This window comes from Cohaesibacter intestini (assembly GCF_003324485.1).
Lineage (GTDB): Bacteria > Pseudomonadota > Alphaproteobacteria > Rhizobiales > Cohaesibacteraceae > Cohaesibacter > Cohaesibacter intestini.
On record NZ_QODK01000003.1, the window covers coordinates 820749 to 837129 of the forward strand.

A 16381-nucleotide genomic window follows, 5' to 3' on the forward strand; every position below is an offset into this window, starting at 1 on the left:
CCGAACTTGAAAAGTCCTTACGGACTAAGGCTTTTTGGTCATTGAAATCCGTAATACCACGGTGCAATGACGCTAAAACTGAGCCAGATGATCAACATCAGGGGGACGCCACCTATCAAGAAGTCGGCGAAGCGATAGTGACCCGGACCCATGACAAGCAGGTTGGTCTGGTAGCCGATCGGTGTGGCAAAGGAGCAGTTGGCTGCAAAGATCACGCAAACAATGAACGGCTCGACCGGCAAGCCGGTCTGATTGGCAATGGCAATCGCAATCGGTGCAAACAGCACGGCGGTTGCATTGTTTGACAAGATATTCGTCAAAACCGCAATCAGCAGGAACAGACCGGACAAAAGCACCGGTGCAGGTTGACCCTTCATCGCGTCAACAACGGCATTGGCCACATATTGCGCTCCGCCTGTTTCCTGCAGCGCCATGGCGCTTGCCAATGAAGCCCCAACCAGCATGAAGATGCGACTGTCGAGGGCACGCACCGCCTGTCGCAGATTGAGGCATTTGCCGATGATCATCAGAAACGCGCCGCCAAGGGCTGCTGTCGCAATGGGCATCAGACCACTGGACGCGACAAGGGCTGTCAGCACGAAGATCATCAAGGCACGATGCGCATAGCGACGCTGCGGCACTTCAGTGGTCGACAACTCGATCAGCAGCAAGTCCTTGTTGAGCCGCAGGGCTTCCACATCATCGCGTGGACCGCCAACCAGCAGCACATCGCCTGCTTCGAGACGCATGTCACTCATTGCCATGCGCGGCATGCGCGAGCGTCGCTGAACACCCATGGCAATACAATTGGTTTTTGACCGCATCCCGGACTGCTCAATCGTCTGACCGGTCATGCGAGAGGCCGGGGGAACAATGACTTCAGCAAGAGTGAAGTCGGATTTGTAGGCCTGATTGCCGCTATCCTCTTCTGCCCCTTCGGTCGCCACATTATGTCCGCCCTTCAGCGCGCTGGTCAGAGCCTGTCGCGTGGCGGCCACCACCACCGTGTCTCCGACCTGTAGGGTCACATTGTCAAAGGGAGGCAAATATGGTGTCTCACCGCGCTGGACGAGGCGAACCGTCATGTCTTTGAGGGCCGGGAACATGCCTGCCACCGCCTTGTGACCGACCAGTCGGTCTCCGTGCGAAATGGGAATCTGGGCGATGAATTGTTTGCCGGTGGTCTGGCTCATCTGATCGGTCATTGTCTCGCGCCTTTTCAGAATGCGCGGCAGAATCATCATGGCATAAAAGGCACCGGGGCTGGTAACCAGCAGGCCGACAATGGTGAAGTCGAAAAATTGCAGATCAAGGGCGCCGCTCTTGCGGGCGGCTTCGGCGACCAGGAGGTTGGTCGAGGAGCCGATGATTGTGGTCATACCGCCAAGAATGGAGACGAATGACAAGGGCATCAGAACTTTTGAGGCGGACAGGCGCAGGTTGGACGCAACCACGGTCATGATCGGCAGAAACATTACCACAACGGGCGTGTTGTTGATGAAAGCGCTGATGAAGGACACCGCCACATAGACACCGATGAAGGCCATGAAGCGATATTTTTTCGCCATCTTGGTGATCATTTGTGCCGGGACATCCAGTGCATCGGTCTGAAACAGGGCCTGACCGATGATCAGCAAGGCGAGCACCGTCATCAGCGCCGGATTGGCAAAGCCAGACAGCAACTCTTCCAGCGTGACCAGACTCTCCGCGCCATCGGCCGTTGGCAGGCCAACAAAGATCAGCATCAGGGCCAACAGGGAGCCAAGCGCCGTGATCTCGATTGCGATTTCCTCCAGACTGTAGGAGACAATCGTGACGGCGATGACCGCGAAGGTCAGCCACATCTGTATTTCGACAGTGAGGTGAAACAAGCGGCATATCCTTGGGGTCATTGAAAAGGCAATTCAACATAGTCCAGCCAACCGGCCCCGCCAAGGCAAAAATATGGTCAGGGGATGGTCAGTCCGTAACCTTGATGGATAGAGTATGCCTTGCTCTGGTTCAAGAGACAAAGAAGCCAACATGTTGGAAAGGCAAGTCAATTCCCGCTTTCCGGCCTCAAAAAACAAATGCCCGCATCTGGGCGGGCACTTTGTTTCACTCAAGGGTTGGCTGAGGTCTATTGGTCGACCTTGTGCTCCAGATCCCAAAGCGCGTCTCTGTCCATGACCATGGTGCCGAGAATCATGTCATGCAACAGCTGGCTGCGGCGAGAGAAAAGCCCCACCAGAATGATGAAGGGGGTCAGGATCGTGTTGCCCACCCAAAACAGAATTGCATGCATCATCGCCAACAGGCCATAAGGCTTGGCCCCGTACCACAGGCGCATCTCCAGCCCCATTAAGCGCATGCCTGGCGTCGCGGCCTTATGGCCCCCAAGGGTCAGCGCGGTGTAGGGAAGGGCAACCAAGGGAAACAGGATCGCATAGAGCGCCCAGCCAAGGCTGAAGGTCAATATGCCTATCACAAAGATAACGACAGACATCACGGCCATTAACGCAATGATCATCACAGCATCAAAAAGAAAGGCCAGAAAGCGCCGCGACAAAACACCGTCAAACAGCGCAGGATGGGACTGCGGGTTAAAGGCATTGGTCCTGCCGGACATGTCGCCATGAGCCGTTTCGGCTTGGTTCATTTGGAAAACAATCCTTTCAAATGCGGTTGGTTCGTCAACACCGATGAAACGGATGGTTTCATGGTCGACATACTAGACATTTGTATGCGGGAGACGATTGTCAAGGAAAGAGCGGGAAAATCTGCGCGTTGGAAGGTTTTACGTCGGATCGCAGCATTTCCAAAAAAATTGGCGCTTCGAAAGTTTCGAAGCGCCAGTCTTGCAAAGCTGGTTTTCTTATTTTGGCCTTTCAGCCATCAGACCTGGTCGGGAGGAAAACCAAGCCTGAACTCTTCACCTTCGCGGAACGATGACACCGTGTTCAGGAGGACTGTGTGTCATGCTAGTAGATTCGCACGAAAATGGAAATAAGTAGTTAATTGCTTATAACAAGGACTGTGAGCATCAAAATCAGCGGGCCTCTGTGGAAAAGGCCCGGCATGGAAGCGCTTCGGCTCGCTCATTCCTGAGGGGCGTTCAAATGCTCCACTTCATGGCCTTTGGCCTCAATGCCACGGATGATCTCCCGCGCATGTTCGGCGTCCCGGGTTTCAATCGTAATATCGATTGATGCTCCCTTGACCGGGACGTTGAGGAATGTCCGGTGATGGTCAACTTCCAGAACATTGCCGCCCAGATCACCAATGACCGTGGAGATTTCACCCAAAATACCCGGACGGTCGGGAATGGTGATCCTGAGCCCAACAATCTGCTGCTTGCGCCCCAGCTGCCGCACGATGATCGAGGACAAAAGCCGCGGATCGATATTGCCACCGCACAGCACAAGGCCAACCCGCTTGCCTTTGAAGCGCTCAGGCTTGGCGATTACGGCTGCCAGACCAGCAGCACCAGCGCCTTCCGCCATGGTTTTCAGATGGGTCGCATAGGCATTGATCGCCTGTTCGATCTGGCCTTCGGTCACCAGAATGATGTCTGACACCAGATCCGACGCGATCAAGGCGGGCAGCCGTCCAGCTTTTTTTACCGCGATTCCTTCGGCCAGAGACTGGCCACCGCAGGGCAGTTCCAGATTGTTAAGCTCGTTAAACATGGTCGGATAAAGCTCGGTCTCCACACCGATGATCTCGATATCCGCATTGATTGCCTTGGCAGCGGTCGCCATGCCGGAAATCAGCCCGCCGCCACCAATCGGTACAACGAGACAGTCAAGGTTTGGCACATCGGCCAGCATCTCGAGCGCCACCGTGCCCTGACCGGCGATCACATAAGGGTCGTCATAGGGGTGAACAAAGGTCGCGCCACTCTCCTCGGCCATCCGCATCGCCGCAATCCCGGCCTCTGCAACGGTTTCGCCCTCCAGAATGACCGTGGCCCCATAAGCCTTGGTTGCCGCCACCTTCACGAAGGGGGTGAATTCAGGCATCACGATGGTCGAGGGAATGCCAAGACGCGTCGCATGAAGCGCCACGGCCTGCGCATGGTTGCCCGCAGACATGGCAATCACGCCAGCATCCTTTTGTTCCTGAGTCAGCGACAGCAGCTTGTTCAGCGCCCCGCGTTCCTTGAAGGCATTGGTGATCTGCATATTGTCATATTTGACGAAAATCTCGGCCCCGAAAATCTGTGATAGAATCTGCGCAGGCAGCGTTGGCGTGCGAAGCACGGAAGTTGCGATGCTCTCGGCAGCTTTTTCGATATCAGACAGGCTTGGACGCAAATCAGACAGGGACTGAGACATGGATTTCTTTTCTATCTGGGTTGGAATGATCCGCCGACAATGCCCTATTGCTCCCCCACTTTCAAATGCTCTGAGCACTTACGGGGCGAAGACTGGCCATTCGTCGGGGATGTCTGCATGTTGTGGGTGGGCAATGGGCGCAAAAAGATCCCCCAAACAACCGCTTCGTGCTTGAGGTGCGATCATCAAAGCTGTATCAGCAATAGCTAGCCAAAATGATACATGCCCTCTATGGGGAGAGATTTTATGACTGACATGCGCTTTGAAAGTTTGACCAGCAACGATCTGGATGCGGCCTTGCCGGATCTGACCGAGATTCTCCATGCCTGTGTCAACAAAGGCGCAAGTGTCAGCTTTATCGAACCTTTTGGCCCCGAGGATGCCCGCGCCTTCTGGCATGACAAGGTCTTCCCGTCAGTGCGTGATGGAGGAACCTTGTTGATGATCGCCCGGAGCGAAGACAAGATCGTCGGCACGGTTCAACTGCAAATCGCCATGCCCCCCAATCAGGCCCATCGTTGTGAGGTTGCCAAGTTGCTGGTCCATCCGGACTTTCGCAAACGCGGCATCGCCACCTTGCTGATGGAAATGCTCGAAAGCGAAGCCCGCACATTGCGAAAAAGCCTGATCACTCTGGATACAAGATCAGGCGATCAGGCCGAGCCGCTCTATATCATGCTCAATTACAAGATTGCTGGCCGGATCCCGAACTTTGCCCGAGCAACGGATTCAGACCGTCTGGATTCGACTACCTACATGTATAAAATTTTGGCCTAAGACACAGAATTCAAACGCTATTTGGCCAGGGCCTCGGCCACTTGTGGCGCGAAGTAGGTGAGAATGCCATCGGCGCCAGCGCGTTTGAAGGCCAGAAGGCTTTCCCACATGGCGCGGTCCTGATCGAGCCAGCCATTTTGGCCAGCAGCACAGATCATCGCATATTCGCCCGACACCTGATAGGCAAAGGTCGGCAGGGAAAAGGCTGACTTGAGCCGATGGACAATGTCCAGATAAGGCATGCCCGGCTTGACCATGATCATGTCAGCGCCTTCCTGGATGTCGAGCTCAGCTTCCATCATGGCTTCGCTGCCATTGGATGGATCCATCTGATAGGTTTTCTTATCGCCCTTCAGTGTTGCATTGGCACCAACCGCCTCGCGGAACGGGCCATAGAAAGCGGACGCATATTTGGCCGTGTAGGCCATGATCTGTACGTCTTGATAATGGTTAGCATCGAGGCTTTCGCGGATCGCACCGATCCGGCCATCCATCATGTCTGATGGGCCGATAATGTCAGAGCCTGCATCTGCCTGCACCAATGCCTGCTCGCACAATTGCTGTACGGTCGCATCATTGACGATCACACCGTCTTGCAAAAGGCCGTCATGGCCATGGCTGGTATAGGGATCGAGCGCAATGTCGGTCATCAGACCGATTTCGGGCACCTCTTTCTTGATTGCCCTGAGCGCACGGCAGGTGAGGTTGTTTTCATTGAGGGCTTCAGAGCCGGTGTCATCGCGCAAATCCGGGTCGGTATAGGGGAACAGCGCCAAGACTGGAATGCCAAGCTTGGCAGCCCGCTCTGCTGCCCTTACTGCATTGTCAACCGAAAGCCGTTCGACGCCCGGCATCGATGTGACGGACTGACGGACATTGTCTCCATCCACCACGAAGATCGGCCAGATCAGATCATTCACCGTCAAGGCATTTTCCTGGACCAACCGACGCGACCAGTCGCTCTTTCGGTTGCGTCGCATCCGGCGCCCGCCGGTGATTGCGCTGACATCGATATGCGGTGCGGATGCATTGTCCACATTGCTCTTGCTGGATCTGCTCATGATGGTCGGTCCCGTTGATCAGTCTTTTCTCAAATCAACCTTGGTCTAGGTCTCAGGTGACCATGCCGGTTGTTGTTGTCATGCTTATCATATTTCCGCCAGCAGAAAACTGACCAATTGGTAATGCATATTGATGGACATTTACGTAAACGATATTAGAGGGGACATTTTGATATATATTACATCTAGTAAGAAGGTTTATGGTTGGCCGGAATTTGCGAAATTGCGTTGACCTGTTGGACCATCTGTGACAGAGCATAAGGAACAATACGTGGTCCGATAGGGACCGGGGAGGAACGCAATGGACTTTGCACTGTCAGAAGAGCAACTCGCATTTCAGCAAATGGCGTCGGATTTCGCGCAAAACGAGCTCGAACCCCATGCGGCCGAATGGGATGAAAAATCCATCTTTCCGGTCGACAAGTTGCGCGAGGCGGCTGCCTTGGGCTTTGGTGGCATTTATGTGCGCGATGATGTCGGCGGCTCAGGGCTCAGTCGTCTGGATGCGGCGATCATCTTTGAGGAATTGTCAAAGGGCTGCACCTCGACAGCGGCCTATATCTCCATTCACAATATGACTGCCTGGATGATCGACACCTATGGCAATGAAGCCCAGCGCCAGCGCTGGCTGCCTTCCATGTGTAGTATGGATCTCTTCGGGGCCTACTGTCTGACCGAGCCAAATTCCGGCTCCGACGCTGCGTCCTTGCGCACAAGGGCTGAAAAAGACGGCGACCATTATGTGCTCAATGGCTCAAAGGCCTTCATCTCCGGTGGTGGCGCGGCAGATATCTATCTGGTGATGGTGCGCACCGGTGAAGAGGGACCAAAGGGCATCAGTTGCATTGCGGTCGAAAAAGACACACCCGGCCTGTCCTTCGGTGCGCAGGAACAAAAGCTCGGCTGGAAGAGCCAGCCAACCGCAGAAGTCATTTTCGAGAATTGCCGCGTGCCCGTCGACAATCTGATTGGCGCAGAAGGGCAGGGCTTTTCCATCGCCATGTCCGGGCTTGATGGCGGTCGCCTCAATATTGGCGCTTGCTCGCTGGGCGGGGCCCAATTCTGCCTCGATCGTGCCATCACCTACATGAAAGAGCGCAAGCAGTTTGGCCGCCCGATTGCCGATTTTCAGGCCCTGCAATTCCGCATTGCCGATATGGCAACCGAGCTGGAAAGCGCCCGCTTGATGCTGCATCGCGCGGCTGTTTCCGTTGACGCCAAAAAACCAGAGGCCACCAAACAGGCTGCCATGGCCAAGCGTCTGGCAACCGACATCGGCTTCAACGTTGTCAATCAGGCGCTTCAGCTGCATGGGGGCTATGGCTATTTGCGTGACTATCCGATCGAGCGTTTCTTCCGTGACGTCCGGGTCCATCAGATCCTCGAAGGGACCAACGAGGTCATGCGCCTAATCATTTCCCGCGACTTGCTGAAAGACTGACAAGTTGATAGGCCAAGAGGGGCGTGTTTGCGGACGCGCTCTTTTCTCCTCTCTCTCTTCATCATGATCTGGAGGCCATCGGGCAATGAATGATATTCTGTTTGAGCAACGCGGTGTTGTCGGACTTGTAACCCTCAACCGCGTTAAAGCGCTCAACGCACTTTCCCATGACATGATTGTCCAGCTGACAGACCAGCTTGATGCCTGGCGCGAGAATGACAGCATCAAGGCTGTCATCGTGACCTCTGCCAGCGAAAAAGCCTTTTGCGCAGGTGGCGACATTCGTCATATGTGGGAGCGTAAAGGCAATCCGCCCTTCGAGTTTTTCTATGCGGAATACCGCCTCAATCAGAAAATCTTCCGCTACCCCAAGCCCTATCTGTCGCTGATCGATGGCATCGTCATGGGCGGTGGCGTCGGCATTTCGCTCCATGGCCAATATCGTGTTGCGGGCGGAGGCATTCGCTTTGCCATGCCAGAGGTTGGGATCGGCTTCTTCCCCGATGTTGGCGGTTCTTATCTGTTGCCCCGCATGAAAGGCAAGTCCGGCACCTATTGCGCCATGTCTGGCGCGCGCCTGAAACAGGGAGCCTGTCTTGATCTCGGTCTGGTCACCCATGCGGTGACAGCGTCAAAGCATGCTTCCATCATCGAGCGTGTTGCAGCGGGTGAGGCTGTTGATGCGGTGCTGGCTGATCTGGCTGAAAGTGTGTCATCGGAATTGTCCGATGCCGAGATGACCACCATCAACACGGCCTTTGCCGCCGCCAACGTGTCCGACATCGTTGCCGCGCTTGAAGACGATCCATCCGAATTCGCCCAGACGACACTGAAAGTGATCCGCTCCAAGTCCCCAACGTCCGTGCATGTCGCCTTTGAGCAGGTGATGCGCGGTGCAAAGCTCGATTTTGAAGATTGCATGCGGTTGGAATATCGCATTGTTCATCGCATACTTCAGGATGAGGATTTTTATGAGGGTGTCCGTGCGACGATTGTTGACAAAGATGGGGCGCCGAAGTGGAATCCGGCAGACCTTGAATCGGTCAATCCATCCCTCATCGCGGCCCATTTCGAACCTCTCGATGGTCCGGAGCTTGAATTCGAGACACAATGACACTGAAACTGACAGACCCGGCACCCAAAATCTGGGGCGAACAGCTACCCTTCTGGTTCAGCGCGATTGCACGCATTGCCAGCCTGTTCTTGATGGCAACTGGCATACTCTACTGGGTGGATATGTTGGGGATCCTAGGTGAGAGTGGGCTGGTTCGTGGGCCGTGGCAGGAGGCCGGGGCGCGGGTGCTGCTCGCCTGTTCGTTCCTGATCGCCTCGGTTGGCGTTTGGCAGCTGACTTTCTGGGGCGTGGTCATGTGGGTGCTCAGCACCACCGCACAGACTGCCTCGATCGTGATGATTGATAAATTCATGCCCTATCAGGCGATCATCTCGATCAGCCACTTCACCGCTTTGTTGATGCTGGCGGCGGCTTGTGGCTGGATCTACTTCAAGGCGTTAAGACCACAAGAAGAGGCCTGAAACAAAGGTGGGCCGGACCTGATATCCGGCCCGCAACACCACATAAGATATTGCTGGGGGAGGAAACCATGGCGAATATTGCATTCATCGGTCTGGGAAATATGGGTGGGCCGATGGCGGCCAATCTGTTGGCTGCCGGTCATCAGCTTTGCGGTTATGACCTGAGCGAGGAGGCGCTTGCCAAGCTGAAGGAGCAAGGCGGCACCGCTGCCGTCTCCGTCGCTGAAGCTGTAAAAGACGCAGATGTGGTTGTGACCATGCTGCCTGCCGGCAAACATGTGCGCACCGTCTATTCTGGTGAACATGGCATCTTGTCGACCGTTAAGTCCGGCGCGACCCTGATCGATAGCTCGACGATTGATGTCGAATCCGCCCGCGTTGTGGCTGAGGCCGCTGCCAAGGCTGGCATGAAAATGGTCGATGCCCCGGTTTCCGGCGGGGTAGGGGGAGCCACGGCCGGCACTCTGACCTTCATGGTCGGCGGACCTGACGAGGCCTTTGAAGCCGCCAAACCGTTTCTCGACATTATGGGCAAGACCATCATCCATGCAGGCGGTGCAGGCAATGGACAGGCAGCCAAAATCTGCAACAACATGATGCTTGGCATTCAGATGATTTCGGTTTGCGAAGCCTTCGCTCTGGCCGAGAAGCTGGGTCTTGATCATCAGAAGCTCTATGACATTTCCTCCACCGCTTCGGGACAATGCTGGTCGCTGACCTCTTATTGTCCAGTGCCCGGACCGGTGGAAACATCGCCAGCCAACCGCGACTATCAGCCCGGCTTTGCCGCAGCCATGATGCTCAAGGATCTCAAGCTGGCGCAGGATGCGTCGGATGCAGTTGCCGCCAACACGCCTTTGGGGGCGCAAGCCAGTGCCCTTTATAATGCCTTCTGTGAAGAGGGGAATGACGGGGTGGACTTCTCAGGCATCATCAAGATGCTGCGCGGTTAATGCCTTCGCGCCAAAGCGACCGCATGGGGATGCAAACGAGACCCCGGCCACGCTTGGTCGGGGTCGGCTTATCCAGTCATCGTGACGCCTCGAAAGCTTTGACTTGGGCGAACTGCGTATTCAGTCTTTTTCTCTAACCACTTATTTACCACAGTTGGAAGTCGGCCCGTTAAAAGGCCGACTTTCTGCGTATTAAGCCTTTGTTTAGGGTGTTGTTTAAGCAGATTTTATTTCGAAATAGCTACGTTTGGTTCAGAAGCGGAAAAACCGCCAAGAAAAAAGTCTAGAAAACGAGGCTCAGACGGATGATTACAGCACAAAAAGCAATGGATGCAGCCGAGCAAGCCGAAGGTGAAGCGGAAGTTAAGCCGCTTTATATGGACGCTCTGCGGTTGGTAGAACGCCTCCATCGCCGGCTCCTTGACGTGATCAAGGATGAATTTGAACGCCGTGGTCGGACTGATGTGAACAGCGTGCAGGCCCTGTTGTTGTTCAATATCGGCGATTCAGAAGTGACGGCAGGCGAATTGCGTTCCCGTGGCTATTATCAAGGCTCAAACGTTTCTTACAATCTCAAGAAACTGGTCGATATGGGCTATGTGAACCACGAGCGCTCCAAGGTTGATCGTCGTTCCGTGCGAATTTCCCTATCTGATAAAGGCGTGGAAGTGCGGGAGATTGTCAGCGAACTGTATGATCGTCATATCAACACGATCGAGCAGTTGGGTGGCGTGTCGTCCGAAGACTTCATGGTCCTGAACAAATCGCTTCAGCGTCTGGAACGCTTCTGGACCGACCAGATTCTTTACCGTCTCTAATTCTGCGGCATGTCCAGCAGAAATCTGGAACGTCGTCACGGCTCGTCATGGCCGTGGGGCTCAAGTTTGCGACACTTGAACACAATTTGACGGCGTTCATGTTCTGACCACATGCACGAACCCTCGCAAGGACACTTGCGGGGGTTTTTTGTGTTATAATGCCCCTTTCATTGACGACAGGGGGAACCAACAGACCCAGTAAACCGTTGCCCTTTCACAACGACGTGAAGGGAAGTGATGCGATTGGCGCGGTTCATCTGTCATTCATCCAGAATTTGCCACATTATGCTGGCACGCGTCAGTGAAGTTGTTGTCGAACGTGGCAGAATCAATAATAGCTTGATCTGCCTGACTGGTCGCCCATCACGGCGGTCATTGATCCGGTCATTCAGGACCACCAGCAGCTTGGCATCACAAGATGACTTTGCAAATCCGATGCTGTGTGGCAAACAGACCGTCTATGGAGTGAGAATTGGTGAAGAAGGCGATGAAGAAGACGAATTATTCCTCAGAGTGCGCAAAGGCATCGGGCGTGAACAGCGCTCGGCGCAGCTTCTTGACCACGAGCGGCTCTATGCTTGCTGGCCTCGCTTCGCTCACAGCCACTCCGGTTTGGGCACAAAGCACCAATCCGATTGATGAAGTGCTCAAGCAGCGACCGGCAGAATGGGGGGATCGTTTCGATACGCCCGGCCAGACCGTCGCTGCGGTACGGACCGCCGAGCCAACTCTTTCAAAAAACACCGCCGACAATATCCAGATGGCAATCCAGACCTATTATGGCATTGTTCAACAGGGTGGCTGGCCTCTGGTGCCCGATGATCAGACCTTGCGCATTGGTGCGCGGTCGCAAACCGTGGCCATTCTGCGTCGTCGCCTGTTGATGTCCGGTGATTTGCAACAGAATGTCGGCATGAGCGATGTGTTTGACTCCTACGTCGATGCCGCCGTGCGCCGCTTCCAGTCCCGTCATGGCTTTTCCCCGGACGGCATTGTTGGCAAGGACACTTTTGCAGCCTTGAATGTGCCGGCAGAGGTGCGCATGCGTCAGTTGGAAACCAATCTCGTGCGCGTGCGCTCCATGTCCGGCTATCTCGGTGAGCGCTATGTAATGGTCAATATCCCAGCCGCCGAGATTGAGACCGTCGAAGGTGGCTATGTCCATTCCCGTCATACCGGCGTCGTTGGCAAGATTGACCGCCAGACCCCTGTTCTGGCTTCCAAGATTCACGAGATCAATTTCAATCCCTACTGGCATGTTCCCAAAAGCATCATCATCAAGGATCTGATTCCGAAGATGCAGAAGGATCCCAGCTATTTGTCCGACAACAAGATCAAGATCCGCGATCTGAGAAACAATGTTGAGCTGGATGCCACGCAAGTGGACTGGACGACCGATGAAGCTCTGAACTATCAGTTCCGTCAAGAGCCGGGCGCCAAGAACTCCATGGGGTCGATCAAGATCAACTTCCATAACAAACATGCGGTCTATCTGCATGACACCCCGTCCAAGACGCTGTTCGGGTCGAGCTATCGTTTCCACTCTTCAGGCTGCGTTCGCGTGCAGAATGTCCGCGAGTTCGTGACATGGGTTCTCAAGGATACCCAGGGCTGGGACCGGCTGGCAATTGATGAAGCGATCCGGGCCGGCGAGCGGGTCGATGTCTCCGTGCGTGGTCGCGTGCCGATCTACATGACATACATCACCGCTTGGTCTACCAACGGCGGCATGATCCATTTCCGCGATGATATCTATAACCGCGATGGTCTGTCCGCCATGGAGCCGACCTTGCAGGCTTCCCAGCCACTGTGATGAGACAACAGGATCGAAGCTGAGGGATCGCCAATGGTTGCGCCAAAACCCGGTGAAATCTACATCGAATTCTTCCAGATCGGACAGCAGGTGAAAGCCGTTGCGGTCGATGCCACCACAGGTGTCGAGGTGACGGTTTTCGGCCCGGCAAGCGTTTCACAGCATGACCTGCAGAATCTGGCCGTCCGAAAGCTGCAAATGCGTTTGCGCCAACTCGGCCATTCCTGAAACCATCTTTTTGGGGAATATTCACTCCTCTGCATCCACTGTCGCTCTAAATCCTTATTGGGTTTGAGAAGCGAGTGTGCTAATCCCAAAATATGACGAGCATGAAGTCGCAAAAAGTGTCCACAGTGATGCCAATATGTGATCATGAAATCATGTTTCATAGAGATATTTGTGACAGACATTGCGAGGCTGTTTGTGCTAGCTAATAGCCTCCATTTTTGTCTTGCGCATCAGACGGAATGCTGAGTCCCTTGTGCTTCCTCGGCACCTTGGACACCAAAAGGCACTCAAAATCGCGAGCAGGTCTGGCATGTGTTGACCGCCATCCTTGCTTCCGCCAATCGAAGGGGTACGTTTCATGTCTGCCAATGATAACAATGCGGGAGTCATTTTCCCGGACTTTTTCTCCCGCGATCTTGCCGCCGGTGATCCGGAAATCGCCAAGGCAATTCAGGACGAGCTTGGTCGTCAGCAGCACGAAATCGAGCTGATCGCGTCTGAGAATATCGTTTCCAAGGCCGTGCTCGAAGCGCAGGGCTCGATCATGACCAACAAATATGCCGAAGGCTATCCGGGCCGTCGCTATTATGGTGGGTGCCAGTTTGTGGACGTGGCCGAAAATCTCGCCATTGAACGGGTCACCAAGCTGTTTGGCTGTGAGTTCGCCAACGTCCAGCCCAATTCTGGTTCGCAGGCCAACCAGGCCGCTTTCATGGCGCTGATCAAGCCGGGCGACACCATTCTGGGCATGAGCCTTGATGCCGGCGGTCACCTGACCCACGGTGCCAAGCCAAACCAGTCTGGTAAATGGTTCAACGCCATTCAGTATGGCGTCCGCAAGCAGGATGGCCGCATCGATTTCGATCAGGTTGAAGAATTGGCCAATGAGCATAAGCCTGCCATGATCATCGCTGGTGGCTCTGCTTACAGCCGCGAATTTGACTTCAAACGCTTCCGCGATATCGCTGATTCCGTTGGCGCTTACCTGATGGTCGATATGGCCCACTTTGCGGGTCTGGTGGCTGCAGGCCTGCATCCGAGCCCATTCCCATATGCTCATATCGCCACCTCCACCACCCACAAGACCCTGCGTGGCCCGCGTGGTGGTTTGGTGCTGACCAACGATGCGGACATCGCCAAAAAGGTCAATTCCGCTGTCTTCCCTGGCCTGCAGGGTGGCCCGCTGATGCATGTCATCGCAGCCAAAGCTGTTGCCTTCGGGGAAGCCTTGACCGACGACTTTAAAGTCTATGCAAAGGCTGTCAAAGACAATGCGCAGGCGCTGGCTGACACCCTCTATGCAGGCGGCGTTGAGCTGGCCTCTGGTGGCACCGACAACCATCTGTTGCTGGTCGATTTGCGTCCAAAAGGCCTGACCGGTAAAGCCGCTGAAGCCGCCCTTGGCCGCGCTTTCATCACCTGCAACAAAAATGGTGTGCCTTTTGATCCGGAAAAGCCGATGATCACTTCTGGCATTCGTCTTGGCACGCCTGCCGGCACCTCGCGTGGGTTTGGCACAGAAGAGTTCAAACTCATCGGTCAATTGATCATCGAAGTGCTTGACGGTCTGGTCGCAAATGGCGAAGAAGGCAATGGAGCCGTGGAATCAGCCGTGAAGGAAAAGGTCATCGTCTTGACCGATCGCTTCCCGATTTACGCGGACCTGTAAGACGAATATGGGCAGGGCCCCTGAGGGGGCCTGCCCTTACAGCAAGGTGAGGCGGAAAGATGAAATGTCCCTATTGCGGATTTGATGATACCCAAGTCAAGGATTCCCGTCCCACCGAAGACAATACCGCCATCCGCCGCCGCCGTGTTTGTGGTGGTTGCGGAGGCCGTTTCACCACGTTTGAGCGCGTTCAGCTCCGTGAATTGTCGGTGATCAAGCGCACTGGTCGCCGTGTCCCATTTGATCGGGACAAATTGATGCGTTCCGTACAGGTCTCCCTGCGCAAACGTCCCGTAGAAGATGAGAAAGTTGAACGCATGGTCTCAGGCATCGTGCGCCAACTCGAAAGCGCGGGCGATGCCGAAGTGCAGGCAGAACATATCGGTACCTTGGTGATGGAAGGCCTGAAAGGGCTCGATGAAATCGCCTATATCCGATTTGCGTCCGTCTATAAGAATTTCCGCGAGGCCAAGGATTTCTCGGATATGCTCACTGAGCTGTCCGAAGGTCAGGAAAAGGAACGCGGAGAAGAAGGCGCATAAACGGGTAAAGCCATCCGGGTCGCCTCAAACTGTGAGACAAGACTGGGAGGGCTTACAAGATATGCAAAGCTTCACACGCAATTTAAGCGACGAAGACTTGATGGCCCTTGCCCTAAGATTGGGGCGACGCGGTCAGGGCAACACAGCCGAGAATCCCGCCGTTGGCTGCGTGATTGCGCGTCATGGTTCCGATGGAACCACGATCCTTGGCCGCGGTTGGACGCAAGCAGGCGGCCGCCCTCACGCAGAACGGGTCGCTTTGGCTGAGGCCGGACATGCGGCACAAGGTGCGACCGCCTATGTCACCCTTGAGCCTTGCTCCCATCACGGCAAATCCCCACCTTGTGCAAGTGCGCTGATCGAGGCCGGTATTGCCCGGGTCGTGGCGGCTCATCCAGATCCTGACCCCCGCGTCGCCGGGCGCGGCTTTTCTATGTTGCAAAGGGTTGGCATCAAGACGCAATGCGGTCTCTTGGAACATAGAGCGCACCGGGACCTGTCTGGCTTCCTGTCGCGCACCGTGCGCGGTCGCCCATGGGTGCAAGCCAAAATGGCCGTGTCCCAAGACGGCAAAATCGGCCTGACCAATGTGGCCAACCATCCCATCACTGGCAAGGTCGCCAAAAACAAGACCTATGCTCTGCGGGCGCAGGCTGATGCAATTCTGATTGGATCGCACACCGCCCTTATTGATGATCCCAGCCTGACTGTGCGCAGCGCGGGGCTTGAAGGGCGCTCACCGATCCGGGTTATCCTTGATAGCGCAGGAAGCCTCGCGCTTGACAGCCAGCTTGTCAAAAGCGCCCACAAGGTGCCTGTCTGGCTGCTGACAACCGGTCGGATCGCTACAGAGAAAGCCTTGTTGCTGGAAGAGGCTGGGTGTCGTCTATTTCTATTTAAGGCAGATGAAACCGGTCATGTTCCGCTTCATGAAGCCTTGGAGACCTTGGCTGGGCAAGGCATCAACACGCTCTTTGCCGAATGTGGTGCCGCACTCGCCCAAGCGCTCCTGTCCGCCAAACTGATCGATGAATTCTTCCTGTATCGCGGCGCGGGCACCGTCAGCCCGGAAGGCATTCCCGCCTTCAAACAGTCTGTGAGTGACAGTATGCAGCAGGCAGGATTGACCCGCGAGCGGCAAGAAAGTCTGGGCAAGGACCATATGGAGGTTTATATACGACCTCAAAGTTTGACCGAATTGTATGAAGACCCAACAGAATAAGGGGA

At 55.1% G+C, this 16381-nt stretch carries 15 protein-coding genes; 11 read left to right on the forward strand and 4 right to left on the reverse strand.

Going from position 1 to position 16381, the window contains the following annotated elements; all coding sequences use genetic code 11:
• Positions 1–38: 38 nt before the first annotated feature.
• The 3 genes from DSD30_RS14395 to DSD30_RS14405 form a co-directional block, all read right to left on the reverse strand.
• The gene (locus tag DSD30_RS14395; RefSeq protein WP_342635052.1) at positions 39–1871 is read right to left on the reverse strand and encodes an SLC13 family permease; all 1833 of its coding nucleotides are present in this window, start codon (positions 1869–1871) and stop codon (positions 39–41) included.
• A gap of 248 nt (positions 1872–2119) precedes the next feature.
• Positions 2120–2638: an RDD family protein gene (locus DSD30_RS14400; RefSeq protein WP_114010338.1), complete on the reverse strand. Its 519-nt coding sequence runs from the start codon at positions 2636–2638 to the stop codon at positions 2120–2122.
• Positions 2639–3077: 439 nt separating this feature from the next.
• Positions 3078–4316: a threonine ammonia-lyase gene (locus DSD30_RS14405; RefSeq protein ID WP_114010339.1), complete on the reverse strand. Its 1239-nt coding sequence runs from the start codon at positions 4314–4316 to the stop codon at positions 3078–3080.
• Between the two features lie 246 nt (positions 4317–4562).
• Between DSD30_RS14405 and DSD30_RS14410 the strand changes: the two genes are divergently transcribed.
• Positions 4563–5093, forward strand: coding sequence for a GNAT family N-acetyltransferase (locus DSD30_RS14410; RefSeq protein WP_114010340.1), 531 nt, complete (start codon positions 4563–4565; stop codon positions 5091–5093).
• A 17-nt stretch (positions 5094–5110) separates the two neighbouring features.
• On the opposite strand, the gene hemB is transcribed toward DSD30_RS14410, so the two are convergent.
• The gene (hemB, locus tag DSD30_RS14415; protein ID WP_245418487.1) at positions 5111–6073 is read right to left on the reverse strand and encodes a porphobilinogen synthase; all 963 of its coding nucleotides are present in this window, start codon (positions 6071–6073) and stop codon (positions 5111–5113) included.
• 382 nt (positions 6074–6455) lie between these two features.
• Here hemB and DSD30_RS14420 point away from each other — a divergent pair, with 382 nt between their 5' ends.
• From DSD30_RS14420 to ribD, 10 genes are all read left to right on the forward strand, one after another.
• Positions 6456–7595 carry an isobutyryl-CoA dehydrogenase gene (locus DSD30_RS14420; RefSeq protein ID WP_114010342.1) on the forward strand — a complete coding sequence of 380 codons (1140 nt, stop codon included), beginning with the start codon at positions 6456–6458 and terminating at the stop codon, positions 7593–7595.
• An 85-nt stretch (positions 7596–7680) separates the two neighbouring features.
• The gene (locus tag DSD30_RS14425; RefSeq protein WP_114010343.1) at positions 7681–8709 is read left to right on the forward strand and encodes an enoyl-CoA hydratase/isomerase family protein; all 1029 of its coding nucleotides are present in this window, start codon (positions 7681–7683) and stop codon (positions 8707–8709) included.
• A complete protein-coding gene (locus DSD30_RS14430; RefSeq protein WP_114010344.1) occupies positions 8706–9131 on the forward strand; it encodes a DUF6163 family protein in 426 nt (141 codons plus the stop codon). Before DSD30_RS14425 ends, DSD30_RS14430 begins: the two co-directional genes overlap by 4 nt.
• Positions 9128–10084 (forward strand): 3-hydroxyisobutyrate dehydrogenase, encoded by a 957-nt coding sequence (gene mmsB / locus DSD30_RS14435; protein WP_245418488.1) that lies wholly within the window; start codon positions 9128–9130, stop codon positions 10082–10084. Before DSD30_RS14430 ends, mmsB begins: the two co-directional genes overlap by 4 nt.
• A 305-nt stretch (positions 10085–10389) precedes the next feature.
• Positions 10390–10902, forward strand: coding sequence for a transcriptional regulator LdtR (gene ldtR / locus DSD30_RS14440; RefSeq protein ID WP_114010345.1), 513 nt, complete (start codon positions 10390–10392; stop codon positions 10900–10902).
• 574 nt (positions 10903–11476) lie between these two features.
• On the forward strand, positions 11477–12715 hold the full coding sequence (locus DSD30_RS14445) for a L,D-transpeptidase family protein (protein WP_171022141.1): 1239 nt from the start codon (positions 11477–11479) through the stop codon (positions 12713–12715).
• A gap of 33 nt (positions 12716–12748) precedes the next feature.
• Positions 12749–12943, forward strand: a complete 195-nt coding sequence (locus DSD30_RS14450; RefSeq protein WP_114010347.1) for a DUF6898 family protein — start codon at positions 12749–12751, stop codon at positions 12941–12943.
• A 358-nt stretch (positions 12944–13301) separates the two neighbouring features.
• Positions 13302–14612, forward strand: coding sequence for a serine hydroxymethyltransferase (gene glyA / locus DSD30_RS14455; protein ID WP_114010348.1), 1311 nt, complete (start codon positions 13302–13304; stop codon positions 14610–14612).
• A 59-nt stretch (positions 14613–14671) separates the two neighbouring features.
• Positions 14672–15154, forward strand: coding sequence for a transcriptional regulator NrdR (nrdR, locus tag DSD30_RS14460; protein WP_114010349.1), 483 nt, complete (start codon positions 14672–14674; stop codon positions 15152–15154).
• Positions 15155–15254: 100 nt separating this feature from the next.
• The gene (ribD, locus tag DSD30_RS14465) at positions 15255–16376 is read left to right on the forward strand and encodes a bifunctional diaminohydroxyphosphoribosylaminopyrimidine deaminase/5-amino-6-(5-phosphoribosylamino)uracil reductase RibD (protein WP_157967715.1); all 1122 of its coding nucleotides are present in this window, start codon (positions 15255–15257) and stop codon (positions 16374–16376) included.
• The last annotated feature ends 5 nt before the right edge of the window (positions 16377–16381 follow it).